The sequence below is a fragment of the Couchioplanes caeruleus genome, from assembly GCF_023499255.1.
GTDB lineage: Bacteria > Actinomycetota > Actinomycetes > Mycobacteriales > Micromonosporaceae > Actinoplanes > Actinoplanes caeruleus_A.
Map to the genome: position 1 here is coordinate 3,500,959 of NZ_CP092183.1, position 14,983 is coordinate 3,515,941.

The 14,983-nt window shown below is 74.7% G+C and carries 14 protein-coding genes; 12 read left to right on the plus strand and 2 right to left on the minus strand.

The window, feature by feature from the left end; all coding sequences use genetic code 11:
* Window positions 1-52 precede the first annotated feature (52 nt).
* The 11 genes from COUCH_RS16200 (at window position 53) to COUCH_RS16250 (ending at window position 11,779) form a co-directional block, all read left to right on the plus strand.
* Complete coding sequence (locus tag COUCH_RS16200; RefSeq protein ID WP_249612913.1) at window positions 53-394, plus strand: VOC family protein; 342 nt, start codon at window positions 53-55, stop codon at window positions 392-394.
* A 121-nt stretch (window positions 395-515) separates the two neighbouring features.
* Window positions 516-1,469 carry a VOC family protein gene (locus COUCH_RS16205; protein ID WP_249612914.1) on the plus strand — a complete coding sequence of 318 codons (954 nt, stop codon included), beginning with the start codon at window positions 516-518 and terminating at the stop codon, window positions 1,467-1,469.
* Window positions 1,470-1,602: 133 nt separating this feature from the next.
* A complete protein-coding gene (locus COUCH_RS16210; protein WP_249612915.1) occupies window positions 1,603-2,577 on the plus strand; it encodes a hypothetical protein in 975 nt (324 codons plus the stop codon).
* Between the two features lie 11 nt (window positions 2,578-2,588).
* A complete protein-coding gene (locus COUCH_RS16215; RefSeq protein ID WP_249612916.1) occupies window positions 2,589-3,746 on the plus strand; it encodes an NAD(P)/FAD-dependent oxidoreductase in 1,158 nt (385 codons plus the stop codon).
* Complete coding sequence (locus COUCH_RS16220) at window positions 3,743-4,525, plus strand: VOC family protein (RefSeq protein WP_249612917.1); 783 nt, start codon at window positions 3,743-3,745, stop codon at window positions 4,523-4,525. The genes COUCH_RS16215 and COUCH_RS16220 overlap by 4 nt, the downstream gene beginning before the upstream one ends.
* Window positions 4,526-4,562: 37 nt before the next feature.
* The gene (locus COUCH_RS16225) at window positions 4,563-5,525 is read left to right on the plus strand and encodes a VOC family protein (protein WP_249612918.1); all 963 of its coding nucleotides are present in this window, start codon (window positions 4,563-4,565) and stop codon (window positions 5,523-5,525) included.
* Window position 5,526: 1 nt separating this feature from the next.
* Window positions 5,527-6,975 (plus strand): FAD-binding oxidoreductase, encoded by a 1,449-nt coding sequence (locus COUCH_RS16230; RefSeq protein ID WP_249612919.1) that lies wholly within the window; start codon window positions 5,527-5,529, stop codon window positions 6,973-6,975.
* Between the two features lie 60 nt (window positions 6,976-7,035).
* A complete protein-coding gene (locus COUCH_RS16235) occupies window positions 7,036-8,616 on the plus strand; it encodes a class I adenylate-forming enzyme family protein (protein ID WP_249612920.1) in 1,581 nt (526 codons plus the stop codon).
* Window positions 8,613-10,304 (plus strand): CoA transferase, encoded by a 1,692-nt coding sequence (locus COUCH_RS16240; protein ID WP_249612921.1) that lies wholly within the window; start codon window positions 8,613-8,615, stop codon window positions 10,302-10,304. The genes COUCH_RS16235 and COUCH_RS16240 overlap by 4 nt, the downstream gene beginning before the upstream one ends.
* Window positions 10,294-10,965, plus strand: coding sequence for a PIG-L deacetylase family protein (locus tag COUCH_RS16245; RefSeq protein ID WP_249612922.1), 672 nt, complete (start codon window positions 10,294-10,296; stop codon window positions 10,963-10,965). The genes COUCH_RS16240 and COUCH_RS16245 overlap by 11 nt, the downstream gene beginning before the upstream one ends.
* A 10-nt stretch (window positions 10,966-10,975) precedes the next feature.
* On the plus strand, window positions 10,976-11,779 hold the full coding sequence (locus COUCH_RS16250; RefSeq protein ID WP_249612923.1) for a VOC family protein: 804 nt from the start codon (window positions 10,976-10,978) through the stop codon (window positions 11,777-11,779).
* Here COUCH_RS16250 and COUCH_RS16255 read toward each other — a convergent pair.
* Together COUCH_RS16255 and COUCH_RS16260 are read right to left on the minus strand one after the other, a co-directional pair.
* The gene (locus tag COUCH_RS16255; RefSeq protein ID WP_249612924.1) at window positions 11,716-12,600 is read right to left on the minus strand and encodes a helix-turn-helix transcriptional regulator; all 885 of its coding nucleotides are present in this window, start codon (window positions 12,598-12,600) and stop codon (window positions 11,716-11,718) included. The two genes, COUCH_RS16250 and COUCH_RS16255, sit on opposite strands and share 64 nt — an antisense overlap.
* A complete protein-coding gene (locus tag COUCH_RS16260; protein WP_249612925.1) occupies window positions 12,597-13,889 on the minus strand; it encodes an ABC1 kinase family protein in 1,293 nt (430 codons plus the stop codon). Before COUCH_RS16260 ends, COUCH_RS16255 begins: the two co-directional genes overlap by 4 nt.
* Before the next feature lie 197 nt (window positions 13,890-14,086).
* Between COUCH_RS16260 and COUCH_RS16265 the strand changes: the two genes are divergently transcribed.
* The gene (locus COUCH_RS16265) at window positions 14,087-14,884 is read left to right on the plus strand and encodes a helix-turn-helix transcriptional regulator (RefSeq protein ID WP_249612926.1); all 798 of its coding nucleotides are present in this window, start codon (window positions 14,087-14,089) and stop codon (window positions 14,882-14,884) included.
* The last annotated feature ends 99 nt before the right edge of the window (window positions 14,885-14,983 follow it).

The window sequence follows — 14,983 nt, forward strand, 5'->3', positions numbered from 1 at the left end:
GTCGGCTCTGCCACGTACGGCATTCGTGAAGATCGTCCCGTTAGGAGAAGTCATGATCACCGGTGCCCACGCCATCGTCTACAGCGACAAGGCGGACGAGACCCGCAGGTTCCTCAGCGACGTGCTGCAGCTGCGCTCGGTCGACGCCGGCGGCGGCTGGCTGGTGTTCGCGCTGCCGCCCACCGAGCTGGCCGTGCACCCGAGCGAGGGTCCCGGCGGCCACGAGCTCTACCTGCTCTGCGACGACCTGGACGCCACGATGGCCGAGCTCGGCGAGAAGGGCGTCGAGTTCGGCGCGGTCAGCCAGCAGAGGTGGGGACGGCTGTCGTCGATCAAGCTGCCCGGCGGCGGCGATCTGGCGATCTACGAGCCGAGCCACCCCACCGCCTTCTGACGGCGGCCAAGAGAGCAACGGACGAGAAGGAGGCCGCCGCCGGTCGCGGCGAGCATGGCGGGGTACGGCCCGCCGGGCGTCCCGGGCACACCGGGCCGCCCGTTCCCGGAGGTCTGCTGCGATGCTCACCGGCGCCCGGATCACCTCGCTCATCATGTACGCGCACGACGTGGCCGAGTCCGCCGACCACTACCACCGGCGGCTCGGCCTTCCCGTGCTGGAGACCACGCCGGAGCGGGTACGGCTCGACGCCGGGCTCCTCGAGATCTGGCTCGAACCGGCCGCGCGGCACGGCGTACGCCTCTTCGGCCGCCGCGACGACTCCTCGGACGTGGTGTTCTTGACCGAGGACCTCGAGGCGACGCGGGCCGCGCTGGAGTCCCGTGGCGTGACCTTCGAGCGGCGGCGCAGCTACGAGGTCGGGCTGGTGACCGACTTCTACGACCCCAACGGGCACCGGCTGATGCTCTACCAGCCGTCGGCGGAGTCGCTGACCTGGCCGAGCGCGCCGAAGGTCCGCGAGGTGTGGCGCCGCCGCGGCCGGGGCACCGACCGGGCCATCGGGCCGGCGTCCGCTGCGGCGCAGGGACCGCCGGAGCTCACCGGCCTGTCCGGCAACCCGCTGATCTACCTGTTCATGTTCGAGAACGACCAGATGGCGGCGCTCGGCTTCTACCGTGACGCGCTCGGGCTCGCCCTGCTGGAACGCGTGCACTGCTGCAACCAGGACTGCGACGCCGAGATCGAGGGCATCGGCAAGTACGACGGCGGCGGTGTGCTGCTGTCCACCCACCACATGCACGAGCGCACCATGGTCTTCGACGACCTGGGGCGGCCGTACTCGCCGCGGGTGTTCACGCCGGCGCACGGGCAGGGGATCGCGCCCGTGTTCGAGGTCGGCGACATCGAGGCGACGGTCACGGCGCTGCGGGCCAACGGCGTCGGCGTCGCCGGCGTGACCGGGCACGACGCGGGCCTGTTCGCGCGTTTCGAGGACCCGTTCGGCCACCCGTTCTTCCTGCTGCAGCCCGAGCCGCTCGCCCGCGCCGGCGCCGGCGAATCGGCACTCAGGTGAGCAAATCACGAGAAGGCCCGCCGCCCCGGCGCCGTCAGAATTGTTGACGAGCCATTTCGCGTGGCCGCGAAGAATGCGGTGGCCAGAAGGGGAAATCAATATGTCGGTCAATGTCTATCGCAATGAGTCGCTCGTGCAGATGGAGACCTACGAGGCTGACCCCGCGTCGGTCGACGAGCTGGTGGAGAACGTGCGCGCCAAGTGGTCGCTGCTGCGCGAGCACGGGTACGCCGGCGATTACCCGATCGAGGTCCTCCGCGGCGCCCGCAACGGCCACGAGAACATCAAGGTCGTCGAGGTGTTCCGCTGGCGGTCCGTGCAGGACCGGGTGACCGCCCAGTCCGATCCCGACTACATCGCCCTTGCCGGGCGCATCAACTCACTGTCGGTGACCGAGGGCGGCAAGGAGACCTTCACCCAGGCGGTCCGCGGCTTCAACCACAACTTCCCGTCGATCGGGGGCGTCGAGCTGCTCAAGGGCGTCTGCTCCTGCCTGCTGACCATCGACGGCATCGTCGAGAACTACCAGATGAGCGTGAAGAACGGCATCGTGCTCATGCACCGCAGCCCGCGGATGGACCTCGACGGCGACGGCCGCAACGAGATGTACCTGAAGATCCTCATGCACGGCGGCGAGATCATCCAGGCCGCCCTCGGCCCGATCCGGGTCGAGCAGAACTTCAGCCGCCCGAACGACGGCATCGTCAAGGCCAACAGCGCCGACGGCTCCGACTTCCCCGGCACGGCCATCTGGCGGGTGTCCTGGAAGATCCACACGGCCCTCGGCCCGGTGCTCACCGACCCGGACCGGCCGCTCATCTTCGGCCCGGCGACGGTCAACCACTACCCGCCGGTCGGCACCCACTTCCACTCACCCACCGGCCCGGTCGCGCTCGTCCTCGAGTCGACCGGCGAGCGGGTCGGCACGCTCACCCCGGGCGAGCTCACCGCGTTCGACATCGTGGTGACCAAGGATGACGAGATCTTCGCCGACGTGCTGAACACCCCGCCCGCGGACATCTTCGAGGTGATGGAGGAGTGGCGCGCCCGGATGGACGGCAACGAGGTCGCGCCCGTCGTGGCCGGGGCCACCGACGGCGTCATGTGACGCCGGGGATCGTGCCGGCCCCGTGGCTCGCGACCGCCGGCCCCGACCCGTTCCCCGCGCCGGCCGTGCTGCCGGCCGAGGTGGACGCGGTCGTGGTCGGCGGCGGCCTGGCGGGCGTCGCGACGGCCTACTGGCTGGCCCGCTCGGGCTGGGCGGTGCTGCTGGCCGAACGCCGCGTGCTCGCCGGGGGTGCGAGCGGCCGCAACGCCGGGGTCTTCCTGCCCGGGCCGCGCCCGCTCGAGCAGCCCGGGCTCGTCCGGTCGGTGCTGGCCGAGGAGGGGATCGACGCGGGGTTCCGGCGTACGGGGCACCTGGCGCTCTCCTCCTCGGCGGCCGTCCTCGCCGAGGTCCGCGCCGAGGTGGCCCGCCGCTCGCCGGACGCGTCGCCGCTGCGGGCCCTGGACCGGCCGGAGTGCGAGAAGAAGGCCGGGATGCCGATCGCACCCCGGTACGCGGGCGGCCGCTGGGCGCGCGACGGCCACGTCGTGCACCCCGTCCGGCTCGTCCACGGGCTGGCTGCCGCGGCGATCCGGCGGGGCGCCCGCGTGGCGACCCGTACCGCGGTGCGGGAGGTGGTGCCGGGGCGCCGGCGCGGCTGGCGCGTGCACACGGCGCGCGGACCGGTCGAGGCGTCACACGTGGTCTACGCGTGCGCGGCGCAGACCGGCACCTTCCACCCGGGCCTGAAAGAGGTGATCACTCCCGTGCGGGGACAGGTCCTCGCGACCGAGACGCTGCCGCCGATGATCGCGCCCGCGATGGCCGTCGACTTCGGCAGTGTCTACTGGCGACAGACGGACGACGGGACCGTGGTCGTCGGCGGGTGCCGGTCGGCCGACCCCGCCGCCGAGACGGGTACCCGCGCCGAGCGGGTGAACGCGGCGATCCAGCAGGCGCTGTCGGCCTTCCTCGCCGCCACCTTTCCCGGCTTCCCGCCCCACACGGTCACGGACCGCTGGGCCGGGATCATGGACCAGACCGCCGACGGCCGGCCGCTCGCCGGCGCGCTGCCGGGCGGCGCACGGCAGTGGGTCATCGCCGGCTTCGGCGGCCACGGGCTGCCGCCGGCGCTCGGGACGGCCCGCGCGCTCGCCGCCACGATGACGACCGGGCGGCCGGACCCGCTGCTCGCCCCCCTCGACCCCGCGCGCTTCGGAGGTTCCGGATGATCACCGAGCAGGACGGCCTCGCCGGCTCGCCGCTGATGTTCGTGTTCGTCGACGTGTCGTCGCTCCCGCGGCACCGCCGCCTGTACGAGGACGAGTTCGGCCTCGCCGTGGTGGAGAACCAGTTCCACCCGCCGCACGAGCACCACGGCCTGGTCAAGTACGACGCGGGCGGCACCCTGCTGGCCGTCAACCTCTTCGCCGAGCGCAAGTTCCGGGGCGAGGCCGCGGACGGCGTCACCATCGTCGTCCGGGTCGCCGACCGCGCCGTCGTGGACCGCCGGGGCGTCGCGTTCACCGACGCCGACGGGCACCACTACGTGTTCGCCGGCGAGCGCCCCGCCGATCCGGCGCTGCGGGCCGACATCTGCGAGCTGCGGTTCGCGGTGACCGACCCGGCCGCCTCGCTGATCTTCTACCGCGACGTGCTGGGCCTGACCCTCGTGGCGGAGGACGAGAAGAGCTGCCGCTACCGCACGGGCTCGCTGGACCTCGTCACGTACCACGGCGAGCACGCCCCCGACGGGCGCCCGATCCGGTACAACGCCTTCCTCGGCGTCTTCTACGCCGCCGACGTGGTCGCCGCCGAGCGGGCGCTGCGGGCGCGCGGGCTGCGGTTCAGCTCGCCGTCGGGGTTCAGCGACATCGGCGGCACCGCCCGGTTCCGCGACCCGGACGGGCACACGTTCTGCCTCTACCAGCCGTCGGCGGAGAGCCTCACCTGGGGCAGCGCCGCCAAGGTGCTCGACCTCATCAGCGGGGGCGCCGCCGCGCACCGCTGATCCGTGCCTCACCGCACCCGAGAAGGGAAGTCCCACCGTGCTCACCGATCCCCGCGTCGTCTACCTGTTCCTCTACGTGCGCGACATGGGCGTCTCGCGCGACTTCTTCGAGCGGACCCTGGGCCTGCGGGTCCTCGAGGAGGACGCCCAGTCCGTCAAGTACGACACCGGAGAGGTGATCCTCGCGCTGAACCGGGCGTCGGACTTCGGCGTCACCCTGCCCGGCGAGCACGACCACTCCACCGACATCGTCTTCCTGGTGGACGACGTCGACCGGGCCCGGGCCGCCCTGGAGGCGCGCGGCGTCGCCTTCACCGAGACGCACCGGTACGAGATCGGCGCCATCACCGACTTCTACGACCCCGACGGGCACTGGTTCACCCTGTACGAGACCTCCGAGGAGTCGCTGACCTGGCCCAGCGGTGACCGGATCGAGGCCGTGCGGGCGCTGTCGCGCCGTCGCGCCGAGAACACGGCCCCACCGGCGGCCGCGGCCGACGACGGCTTCACGCTCGACGGCAAACCGCTGATCTACCTGTTCCTGTTCGTCCGGGACGCCGACGAGGCGTTCGCGCTCTACTCGCAGACCCTCGGGATCCGCGACCTCGAGGGCGGGCCGTGCAGCCGCGCGTCCACGGCGGACGAGGAAGGCGTGGTCAAGTACGACACCGGCGGGATCATCCTCACCACCCACTCGCTGGAGACCGTCCGCGAGGAGGAGGAGATCATCGATCACCCGTGCCCGCCGCGTACGGTCAATCCCGTCGAGATGGGCGGCAAGGCGGTGGTGCTGCACGCGCCCGACATCGAGGTGACCGTCAAGAACCTGCGGGAGAAGGGCCTCGAGTTCCCCGAGGGCGTGGTGCGCTCCGGCATCGGCGCCACGGCCCGCTTCGTCGACCCGTCCGGGCACGTCTTCTTCCTGTACGAGCCGTCGCCGGAGTCCCTGCGCCTGCCCAGCGGCGAGGTGCTGCGACGGGTCCTCGCCGAGACGTACTGAGGTGGAGCTCGCCACCGCGGCCGTCCGGGACCTCGCCGGCGCCGTGCACGGCGCGGTGCTGCGCGCCGGCGACGAGGGCTACGACGAGGCCTGCCGGCTCTGGAACGCCGGCGCGGGCGGGCGCCGGCCCCTGGTGGTGGTGCGCTGCGCCGACGCGGCGGACGTCGCGACGGCGATCCGGTACGCGGCCCGCCACGAGCTGGAGCTGTCGGTGCGCAGCACGGGGCACAACGTCACCGGCCGGGCGGTGAGCGACGGCGGTGTCACCGTCGACCTGTCGGGCCTGCGCGACGTCCGCGTGGACCCCGGCCGGCGCCTCGCCTCCGTGCAGCCGGGAGTGCTCTGGGGCGAGCTCGACGCGCGGACGCAGGAGGCCGGGCTCGCCACCACGGGCGGGCGGATCTCGACGACCGGCGTGGCCGGGCTGACCCTCGGTGGCGGCTTCGGCTGGCTCATGCGCCGGCACGGCCTGGCCGCGGACAACCTGCTGGCGGCCGACGTGGTGACGGCGGACGGCACCGGGATGCGGGCGGCCGAGGACTGCGAGCCCGGCCTGTTCTGGGCGTTGCGCGGCGGCGGCGGCAACTTCGGCGTGGTCACCTCGCTCGAGTTCCGCCTGCATCCGGTGGGACCCGTGGTCACCGGTGGCGCGGTCTTCTACGCGGCGGAGCAGGCGGCCCGGGTGCTGCGCTGGTACCGGGATTTCCTCGCCGGAGCCCCGGACGATCTCTCCGTCCAGTGCAACCTGTTGCGCCTGCCGCCCGCGCCGTTCGTGCCGCCGGAGCTGCGCGGCCGGCCCGCGGTCGCGCTCGCCGTGTGCCACCTCGGCACGGTGGAACGGGCGGGCCGCGATCTGGCTGCGCTGCGGGAGCTCGGCGAGCCGCTGCTGCGCCGGCTGGGCCCGATGCGCTACACGTCCCTGCAGCGGCTCTACGACATGGCGGGCCGGTTCGGGTCCTTCGTGTACGGCCGCTCCGGCTACCTGCCCGAGCTGACCGACGCCGCCGTCGACGCGCTGACCGCGCCCGGCTGTGCCGTACCGGGGGCCGGCTCCATCGTGATGATCTCTCCGCTGGGCGGCGCGGTCGCCCGGGTGGGGGAGCTCGACACCGCGGTGGGGCACCGGGGTGCCGCCGTCAGCTGCTCGGTGGACGCGGTCTGGCAGCGGCCCGGAGCCGCCGCCGCCCACGTGGCCTGGGCCGACCGGGTCTGGGCGGGGCTACGGCCGCACTGCTCGGGCGCGTACGTCAACGAGCTGGGCGACGAGGGCCCGGAGCGGGTGCGCGAGGCGTACCACCCGGTGGCCTGGCAGCGGCTGCGCGTGCTGAAGACGCACTACGACCCCGGCAACGTGTTCCGGCTCAACCAGAACATCCCGCCGGCGGCCGGGAATGCCGGGTCCCGGACCGTGTCGCCGCCGGCCGGGGACGCCGGGTCCCGCAAGCCGTGAGAAGACCGCCGCGGCCGGTCCGGCGGATGCTGGGGCGGACGCCGATCGCGGGAGCTGCCCATGGATGCCGATCAGCCGTCGACGCTGGCCGACGCCCTTTCCGCCGCCTGGCGGCGCCGGCCCGACCGGGAAGCGCTGGTCTGTCCCCACCACCGGCTGACCTACGAGGCGATGGCCCGGGCGGCACGCCGGCTCGCCGGCATCTACGCGTGGTACGGCATCGCGCCCGGCGACCGGATCGTGTGTGCCGTCGGCAACCGCTGCGAGCACCTGGTCGCGATGGCCGCCGCCTGGTCGTACGGGGCCGTGCACGTGGCTGCCGACCATCGTTGCACCGGGGCCGAGCTCACCGCCATCGCCGGGAAGACCCGGGCCGCCGCGCTGCTGTACGAGCCGTCCGGCGACCGGCAGAACCCGTTCCGGACGGCGGCCGAGGTGCGGCGCCGGGTACCGGGCCTGCGCGTCGTCGCCGTGACCGAGCACCTGATGCCAAACGACTATCCGCGGTGGAGCCTGGACGGCGACGGCGCACCCGCCGAGCTGCCGCCGCCCGGGGCCGGGCCCGCACCCGCGGATCCCGCGGTCGTCTTCATCTCCTCCGGCACCACCGGCACCCCGAAGGCGACCGTCGGCTTCCACGGCAACCTCGCCCGCCGCTGGCCGGGGCTGGCACGCTGGCAGGGCTTCGGCCCCGACGACGTGCACCTCGTGCAGCTCCCGCTCAGCCACGGCTTCGGGATGATGATGGCGCTGGCCGGGCTGCTCGGCGGCGGCCGGCTCGTGCTGCTCGACCACTTCTCGGCCGAGAACGCGCTGCGGGCCGTCACCGACGAGGGGGTGACCGTGCTGAACGGCGCCCCGGCGCACTTCACGATGCTGCTCGACCGGCTGGGGGAGCGCCACCGGGTCGACTCGGTGCGGCTCGCGGTCGGGACGGCCGGGCGGTTCCCGCCCGGACTCGTCAACGCCGTCTGGGAGCGGTTCGGCGCCGACCTGACCATCATGTACGGCTCCAGCGAGGCCGTCGGCGTGGCCACCAGCGACCCAGAGGACGTCCTGCGCGGCTCGGTGGGCCGCCCGGAGCCCGGCTCGGTGACGATCGTGGGACCGGACCGCGCGCCGCTGCCCGTCGGTGAGGTCGGCGAGGTGGCGTTCTCCCGCGGCGTGTTCCCGGTCCGCTACTGGACGTCCGGGGACGACGCCGTGGCCCCGCGCCAGCCCGAACCGCGGCCGGACGAGTGGTACTACTCCGGCGACCTCGGCCACCTCGACGAGCGGGGCCGCCTCTACATCCACGGGCGGATCAAGCACCAGATCGACCGCGGCGGGCTGAAGATCGACCCCACCGAGGTCGAGCTGGCCCTGCTGCGCTGCCCGGAGGTCGCCGACGCGGCGGTGCTGGGCCGGCCCGATCCCGTGGTCGGCGAGACGGTGTGCGCGTGCGTACGGCCCGCCGACGGCCGCGTCCCCACCCTCGCCGGGGTCCGTGCCGCGCTCGCCGGCGTGCTGGCGCCGTTCAAGCTGCCGGAGGAGCTGTGCCTGCTCGACGAGATACCGCGGACGGCCATCGGCAAGGTCGACCTGCCGTGGCTGCGTGCTGCGGTCGAGGCCGCGCCGACCGAGCGGCTGGTCCGCGGATGAGCGTCCCTCGGCCGCTCGCGGCCGTCCCGGAGCACCTGCGGCTGCTGGGCGTCCGCACGCAGGGCCCGGGGTTCGCGGTGCAGGACGAGCGCGGCCGGGTGGAGCTGTCCGTGGCGCGCCCCGAGCCCGAGCCGGTGCTGCAGGCGCTGACCGGCCTGATGGCTGTCCACGGCCGGGACCACGGCGCACCGCGACGCCTGGGCATCGACGTCGCGACGGTGGCCACCGGCCTGCTCGCCGGGCAGGGACTGCTGGCCGCCCTGATCGCCCGCCGGCGTGGCCTGCCGGTCACCGCCGTCGGCCTGCCCGCCCCGGCCGGCGCGCTGCAGTTCCTCACCCACCATCTGGCCATCGCCACCGGCGGAGGAACCTTCCCGTACGCGCCCGCGGGTGTGCCGGGGCCGCCGTTCACCACCGCGGACGGCGTGCTCGTGGAGCTCGAGGTGCTCTCCGGCGACGACTGGGTCGCGTTCTGGCGCCGGCTGGGCCGGGACCGGGCCGACGAGGTGGGCGCGGCCTGGCTGCCGTTCGTGTACCGCTACCTCGCCGGACGGTGCGAGCTGCCGCCGGCCCTCTCCCAGGCCGTACGCCGGCACAGCTTCGCGCAGGTCCGTGCGGCGGCCGAGGCGTGCGGCGCGGTGGCTGTGGCCGTACGCGAGCCGGCGACCGTCGCCCCGCCCTGGACGATCACCCCACATCCCGGCGCCGCGGCGGCGGACGGGCGGCCGCGCCCACCGATCGCCGCGCCGCTGCAGGGACTGCGCGTCGTCGAGGCCACGTCCCGGCTGCAGGGCCCTCTCGCGGGACTGCTGCTGCGCCACCTCGGGGCGGAGGTGGTCAAGGTGGAGCCGCCGGGCGGCGACTTCGGCCGGTACAGCCCGCCGCTCGCCGGTGCCGTCGGGGCGGCCTATCTGGCGTACAACCGCGGCAAGCGGGTGGTGGAGATCGACTACAAGCGGCCGCCCGGCCGGGACGACCTGCGTGAGCTGGCCGCCGGGGCCGACGTGTTCGTGCACAACTGGCGGCCGGGCCGGGCCGAGGCGCTCGGCGTGGACAGCGCGGACATCGCCCGGCTCAACCCGGCGGCCGTCTACGCGTACGCGTCGGGGTGGGGCGGCGTGCCGGACGCGCCCGGGCCGATCGCCGGGGACTTCACCGTGCAGGCGTACGCCGGGACCGGAGCCCTGCTGCACCCGCCCGGCGATCCGCCGGTGCCGTCGCGGCTGACCCTCGTGGACGTCACGGGTGGCCTGCTCGTCGCCGAGGCGATCCTGGCGGCGCTGCACGAGCGGGAACGGACCGGGCGCGGTGGCCGGGTCGGCACCTCGCTCGTCGGCGCGGCGACCGTGCTGGCCGGCGCACCGCACCGCCGCTGGGGTCCGCTGCAGGAGCCGATCCCGACGCCGGCCGGTCATCTCGTGGTCGCGCCGGACGACACACCCGTACGCGATCTCGCCGGGTTCTGCGGCCTGCCGCCGGACGCGGATCCCGCGACGATCGCCGACCGGCTGGGTGCACGCCCGGCGGCGCAGCGCGTCGCGGAACTGGACGCCGCGGGGCTCCCGGCTGCCGTGGTCCGTACGGAGCCGGCGGAGCTACCCGCGGACCCGCGCCTGGCCGGCCTGCTCGACCACGTGGACGGTGCCTGCTGGGTGCCCGGGACGCCGTGGCGGTTCCATGTCCGATGAACCCGCGGGCCGCGTGCTGGTGGTCACCGCGCACCCCGATGACGCCGAGTTCCACTTCGGAGCGACCATAGCGGCGTTCGTGGCCGCCGGCGCCGATGTGTCGTACCTGGTCTGCAGCGACGGCGCGCAGGGCGGCGCCGCCGAGGTCAGGGCCCGCGAGCAACGGGCCGCCGCCGCGGTTCTCGGCGTCCGGGCCGTCGCCTTCCTCGGCCGGCGTGACGGCCGCCTCGAGCCCGATCTGGCCCTGCGTCGCGACATCGCCCTGCACGTACGCCGCGAGCGCCCCACGCTCGTCCTCACCCACTACCCCCGGCGGGTGCTGAACCTTCCGGTGGAGGCGTCACACCCCGACCACGTCGCGGTGGGCGAGGCCACCCTGGCCGCCCTCTACCCCGACGCCGGGAACGCGCGCGCCTTCCCCGACGTGCCGGACGCCCCGCCGCCGCATCAGGCGGCCGAGGTCTGGGTCCCGGGCTACGAACGCCCGGACCACCACGTCGACGCCACCGCCCACGTGGACCGGAAGCTGGCGGCGATCCGCTGCCACCGCAGCCAGGTCGGTGCGGCGGTGCCCGCCTGGGTCCTCGAATGGATGCGCCTGGCCGGCAAGCAGCCCGGCTACGAGTTCGCCGAGGCGTTCCGCCGGATCCGCCTCACGTGAGGAGAAGCCCATGCTGTCCGCGTCCCGCCTCGCCCGCATCGTGCTGCCCGTACCGGACGTCGCCGCGGCCGCGGAGTTCTACGAACGGCGGCTGGGGCTGCCCCGCGGCGGCGAGGCACCGGGCGAGGCGCACCTGCTCGCCGGGGGCGTCGAGCTGTGGCTGCGCCCCGGGGAAGGCGCGGCCGGGCCGTGCGACCTGGTCTTCCTCACCGACGACCTGCCCGGCGCCTGCCACGCGTTGCGCAGCCGTGGCGTGCCGCCGGGTACGCCCCACCGGCAGGCCCTCGGCACGCTCGTGAGCCTGCACGGCCCCGGAGGGCACCGGCTGAGGTTGTACGAGCCCTCGGCGGCGGCGCTCGCCGGCCCGGCCGGGCCCGTCATCCGCGACGTGCGGCGGGTCCACGGCGCCGGCCGGCCGAACCCCATGCCGCTGCTGGCCGTGGTGGTCCCGGAGACGGACCGGCGGGCCTCCCGCGAGCTGTACTACTCCGGGCTGGGGCTGGCCCTGCTCGGCCGGTCGCCGTGCGGGGAACCGGGGCGCGCGGCGGCCACGCTGGACGCGTACGACGCCGGGTGGGTCCTGCTGGTGACGCGGCACGGGCCCGTACCGGAGCGGGCCCCGGGCGTCGCCTTCGTCTACGAGGTGACCGGCGCCGACCGGCTGTGCGCGCGGCTCTCCGGGCGGCCCGTGCCGGTGGCACCCGGGATGGGACAGCTGGTCCGGCCGGCGGATCCCGGCGCGCCGGCCGTCTATCTGTGCGAGGACTGCACGCCGGAGCCCGGTGAGCCGGCGCTCCCCGCAGCCAGGTGGTGACCGCCCGCGGCCGCGCCCATCAGCAGGGGCAGCGCGAGGATGACCGGCGGGTCCGTGTCGCGGCGCGGGCGCAGCCGCAGCTCCACCTCGGGCGGATCGCCCGCCGGGCCGCCGATCTCCACCGGCACCGGCGCCGCGGCCACGTAGCAGCCGTGGTCCAGGTCGGAGGCCATCATGGCGTCCGCGAGCGTCACCGACTCGTCGAAGCACACCGCCATCGGATGGAACAGGCCGTCCGGCAGGTCGCCGAGGCGTACGGTCGCCGGCAGCTCGGTGATCGCGCACGCCGCGGGGCGCCCCTGCGGGATCCCCGACGGGAACAGGCCGACGGCGACCAGGGCGCCCCGGTCGGGGCCGCCCGTCACGGTGACGGTCACCTGCGGCGTGACCGGCTCGGGCGGGCGTGGCGACGCCTCCAGCGCCTCGTGCAGGGCGATGTCCGCGCAGTCACCGACGACCCGGCGGAAGCGGCCGGGCGGCACCCCCACGACCCGGGCGAACTGCGAGGTGAAGGTGCCGAGGCTCGTGTAGCCGATGCGCATGCAGATGTCGGTGACGCTCTCCGAGCCGTACGCCAGCATCCGCTTCGCCTCCGCCATCCGCCACGCGGCGAGGAACCGGGCCGGCGTCGCGTCGGTCACCCGCTGGAAGATCCGGTGGAAGTGGAACGGGCTGAGCCGCGCCGCCTGCGCCAGGGTCTGCAGGGGCAGGTCGTCGCCGAAGCGTTCGCGCATCGTGGCGATCGAGCGCAGGACCGCGTCCGTCCAGGCCTCGGCCGTCGCGGGGCCCGGCGGCCGGTTCGGCCGGAATGGGACAGTCATCGCGCCTCCTCGGCACTTTCCTTGATCTGCAGCGCCTTGAGCAGCGTCGGCACGGCCTCGCGCTGGAAGTCGACGTCCACGTCCAGGTCGAGGACCATGCCCTCCAGGGTCAGCAGCGAGAGCAGGGGGAACACGAACTCCGGCGCCGCGGTGATCCCGTGGGTGCGCTGCAGGGTGAACAGCCGGTTGGCGAACGATGCGAGGCGGAACTGGCCCGCCCGGCGCCGGTGCGTCGAGGCGATGAGGTCGCGGATCCCGCGCCGGAAGCCGTCCAGGTCGCTGTGCGGGGGAACGGGCGCGGCGCTGGCGAGCACCACGTCCGCGCAGGCGTCGCCGTTGCCGAGGACCATGTGGAGGAAGAACTGCGCGAACTGTTTGCGTACGCGGGGGGTGAGCTCCACGACGAAGCCCGCGTCGACGATGACGACCTCGCCGGAGCGCCGCAGGTAGAGGTTGCCGGGGTGCAGGTCGCAGTGCACGAGGCCGTCCGCGAAGAGCATGCGGTAGATCGCCCGCAGCACGTTGCGCACGATCGTGCGGCGCCGGGCCGGCTCGAACGCGCCGGGGTCGAAGCGTTCCAGCCCGTCCAGGAACTCCATCACCAGCACGCCGTCGCCGCACGCCGGCGGCACCGGGGCGGGGACGCGGACGAGACCGTCGAGGTTGCGGCGCAGCCGGTCCAGCATCCACGCCTCGCGGCGCAGATCGAGCTGGTTCAGCACCGCGGGCGCGACCTGCTCGACCATCCGGCGCATCGGCGTGCCCCGCAGGCCCGGCAGCCGCTGGGCCAGGTCCGCGCCGAGGGCCAGCAGCCGGAAGTCCGCGCGCATCCGGCGGCCGATGCCGGGGCGGCGTACCTTCACCGCCACGTCCCGCCCGTCGTGCAGCCGTGCCCGGTAGACGCAGGCGATGCTGCCGCTGGCCACCGGCGTACGGTCCAGCGCGGCGAACGGCCAGTCGCGCCCCGGCGGGTACGCGGCCGCCAGCGCGCGTCGGGCGGCCGGGAACGGCATGGGCTCCATCCGGTCGGTCAGCCGCCCGAGCGGGGCACACCAGGACGGTGGCAGCAGATCCGCCCGGCTGCTCATGATCTGGCCGCCCTTGACGAAGCTCGGGCCCAGCCGGACCAGGCCGGCGGTGAGGATCTCGGCCGGCGTGCGGCCCGGGGTGGCCCGGCCGGCGCGCGCGGCGGCGCTGCGCAGCCCCGCCGCGGTCAGGCACCGCGTCCCGGTGACCGTCCACGTCGCCGCCCGCGCCACCAGGTACGGCCAGTCGGCCGTCCGTCCCATGCCGGCCTCCCCGTGCTCGACGGTGCTCGGCTCTGCTGGCCCGATTCAATGCGGGCCCCCGGCGCGCGGCAAGGTCGCGGCGGCAGGACGCCAACCTCGAAGACCCGTTCGCGGGCACGTCAAGAACTCGTCAAGCCCGGCGGGGCAGACTCGGCAGCGCACGCCCGAACGACGACGGGGGAGGCGTACGGACGGGGATGGCGACGGCATACCGGGATGCGAGATCGGATCCGACACGCGCGGCGCACATCGGCGCCGTGGTGCGCGCGGTCGCCACGATGCGCGCCGGCCTGTCGCGACCGCAGCCGCTGACCGAGCTCGCACGCGCGGCGATGTTCGACCCGTACCACTTCCACAAGATCTTCCGTGAGCTGACCGCGCTCACCCCCGGCCGCTTCCTGGCGGTGCTGCGGATGGCGGAGGCGCGGCGGCTCCTGCTGCACTCGGCGCTGCCGGTCGCGGACGTCGGCGCCCGCGTCGGCTACCGCAGCGCGGGTACGTTCTCGCGGCAGTTCACCCGTCTGGTGGACGTCCCGCCGGCCCGGTTCCGGGGACTCGCCCGGGCCCTGGCCGGCGAGCGCGCGGGCAGCCGCCCGGTGCTGCCCCCCGCCGAGCCCGGCCCCTCGCCGATGATGGCGCTGTCGGTGGCACCCGGCCCCGGCTCGCTGATCTTCCGGTGCCTGGCCGGCGAGGGGAGCGTCTGCCCGGGCAGCGGTTGCTGGACCGTGGCCACCGGGCGGGCGCTGGTGCCCCTGCCCTGGCCGTCCGCCCCCGGCGCGTACGCGGCATTCGTGCTGGTCGTGCCCGTGGGGGTGCGCCTCGCCGACGCGCTCGTGGACGACCTGCCCGGCAGTTACCTGATCGGGCGCGCGCCGATGGAGCTGTCCCGCGACCGGCGCCCGGTGACGGTCCGCGCCGCCCTGCGCCGGCCGGAGCCGACCGACGCGCCGATCGCCGCACTCACCGCCCCGCGGTGGCCGACCGGGTACGGATGATCGCTGCGAGGCTGAAATCAGATAGAAGCTCGGCCCGTCGGCGGATCGATAACCCGGGTAGCCGAGATGCACACTATCCATAGCACCCGCCGGACGAGC

Excerpts from the sequence above, each read along its gene's own strand:
- COUCH_RS16200 (WP_249612913.1), top strand. The coding sequence starts at position 53 with ATGATCACCGGTGCCCACGCCATCGTCTACAGCGACAAGGCGGACGAG.
- COUCH_RS16205 (WP_249612914.1), top strand. The coding sequence starts at position 516 with ATGCTCACCGGCGCCCGGATCACCTCGCTCATCATGTACGCGCACGAC.
- COUCH_RS16220 (WP_249612917.1), top strand. The coding sequence starts at position 3,743 with ATGATCACCGAGCAGGACGGCCTCGCCGGCTCGCCGCTGATGTTCGTG.
- COUCH_RS16235 (WP_249612920.1), top strand. The coding sequence starts at position 7,036 with ATGGATGCCGATCAGCCGTCGACGCTGGCCGACGCCCTTTCCGCCGCC.
- COUCH_RS16240 (WP_249612921.1), top strand. The coding sequence starts at position 8,613 with ATGAGCGTCCCTCGGCCGCTCGCGGCCGTCCCGGAGCACCTGCGGCTG.
- COUCH_RS16245 (WP_249612922.1), top strand. The coding sequence starts at position 10,294 with ATGTCCGATGAACCCGCGGGCCGCGTGCTGGTGGTCACCGCGCACCCC.
- COUCH_RS16250 (WP_249612923.1), top strand. The coding sequence starts at position 10,976 with ATGCTGTCCGCGTCCCGCCTCGCCCGCATCGTGCTGCCCGTACCGGAC.
- COUCH_RS16255 (WP_249612924.1), bottom strand. The coding sequence starts at position 12,600 with ATGACTGTCCCATTCCGGCCGAACCGGCCGCCGGGCCCCGCGACGGCC.
- COUCH_RS16260 (WP_249612925.1), bottom strand. The coding sequence starts at position 13,889 with ATGGGACGGACGGCCGACTGGCCGTACCTGGTGGCGCGGGCGGCGACG.
- COUCH_RS16265 (WP_249612926.1), top strand. The coding sequence starts at position 14,087 with ATGGCGACGGCATACCGGGATGCGAGATCGGATCCGACACGCGCGGCG.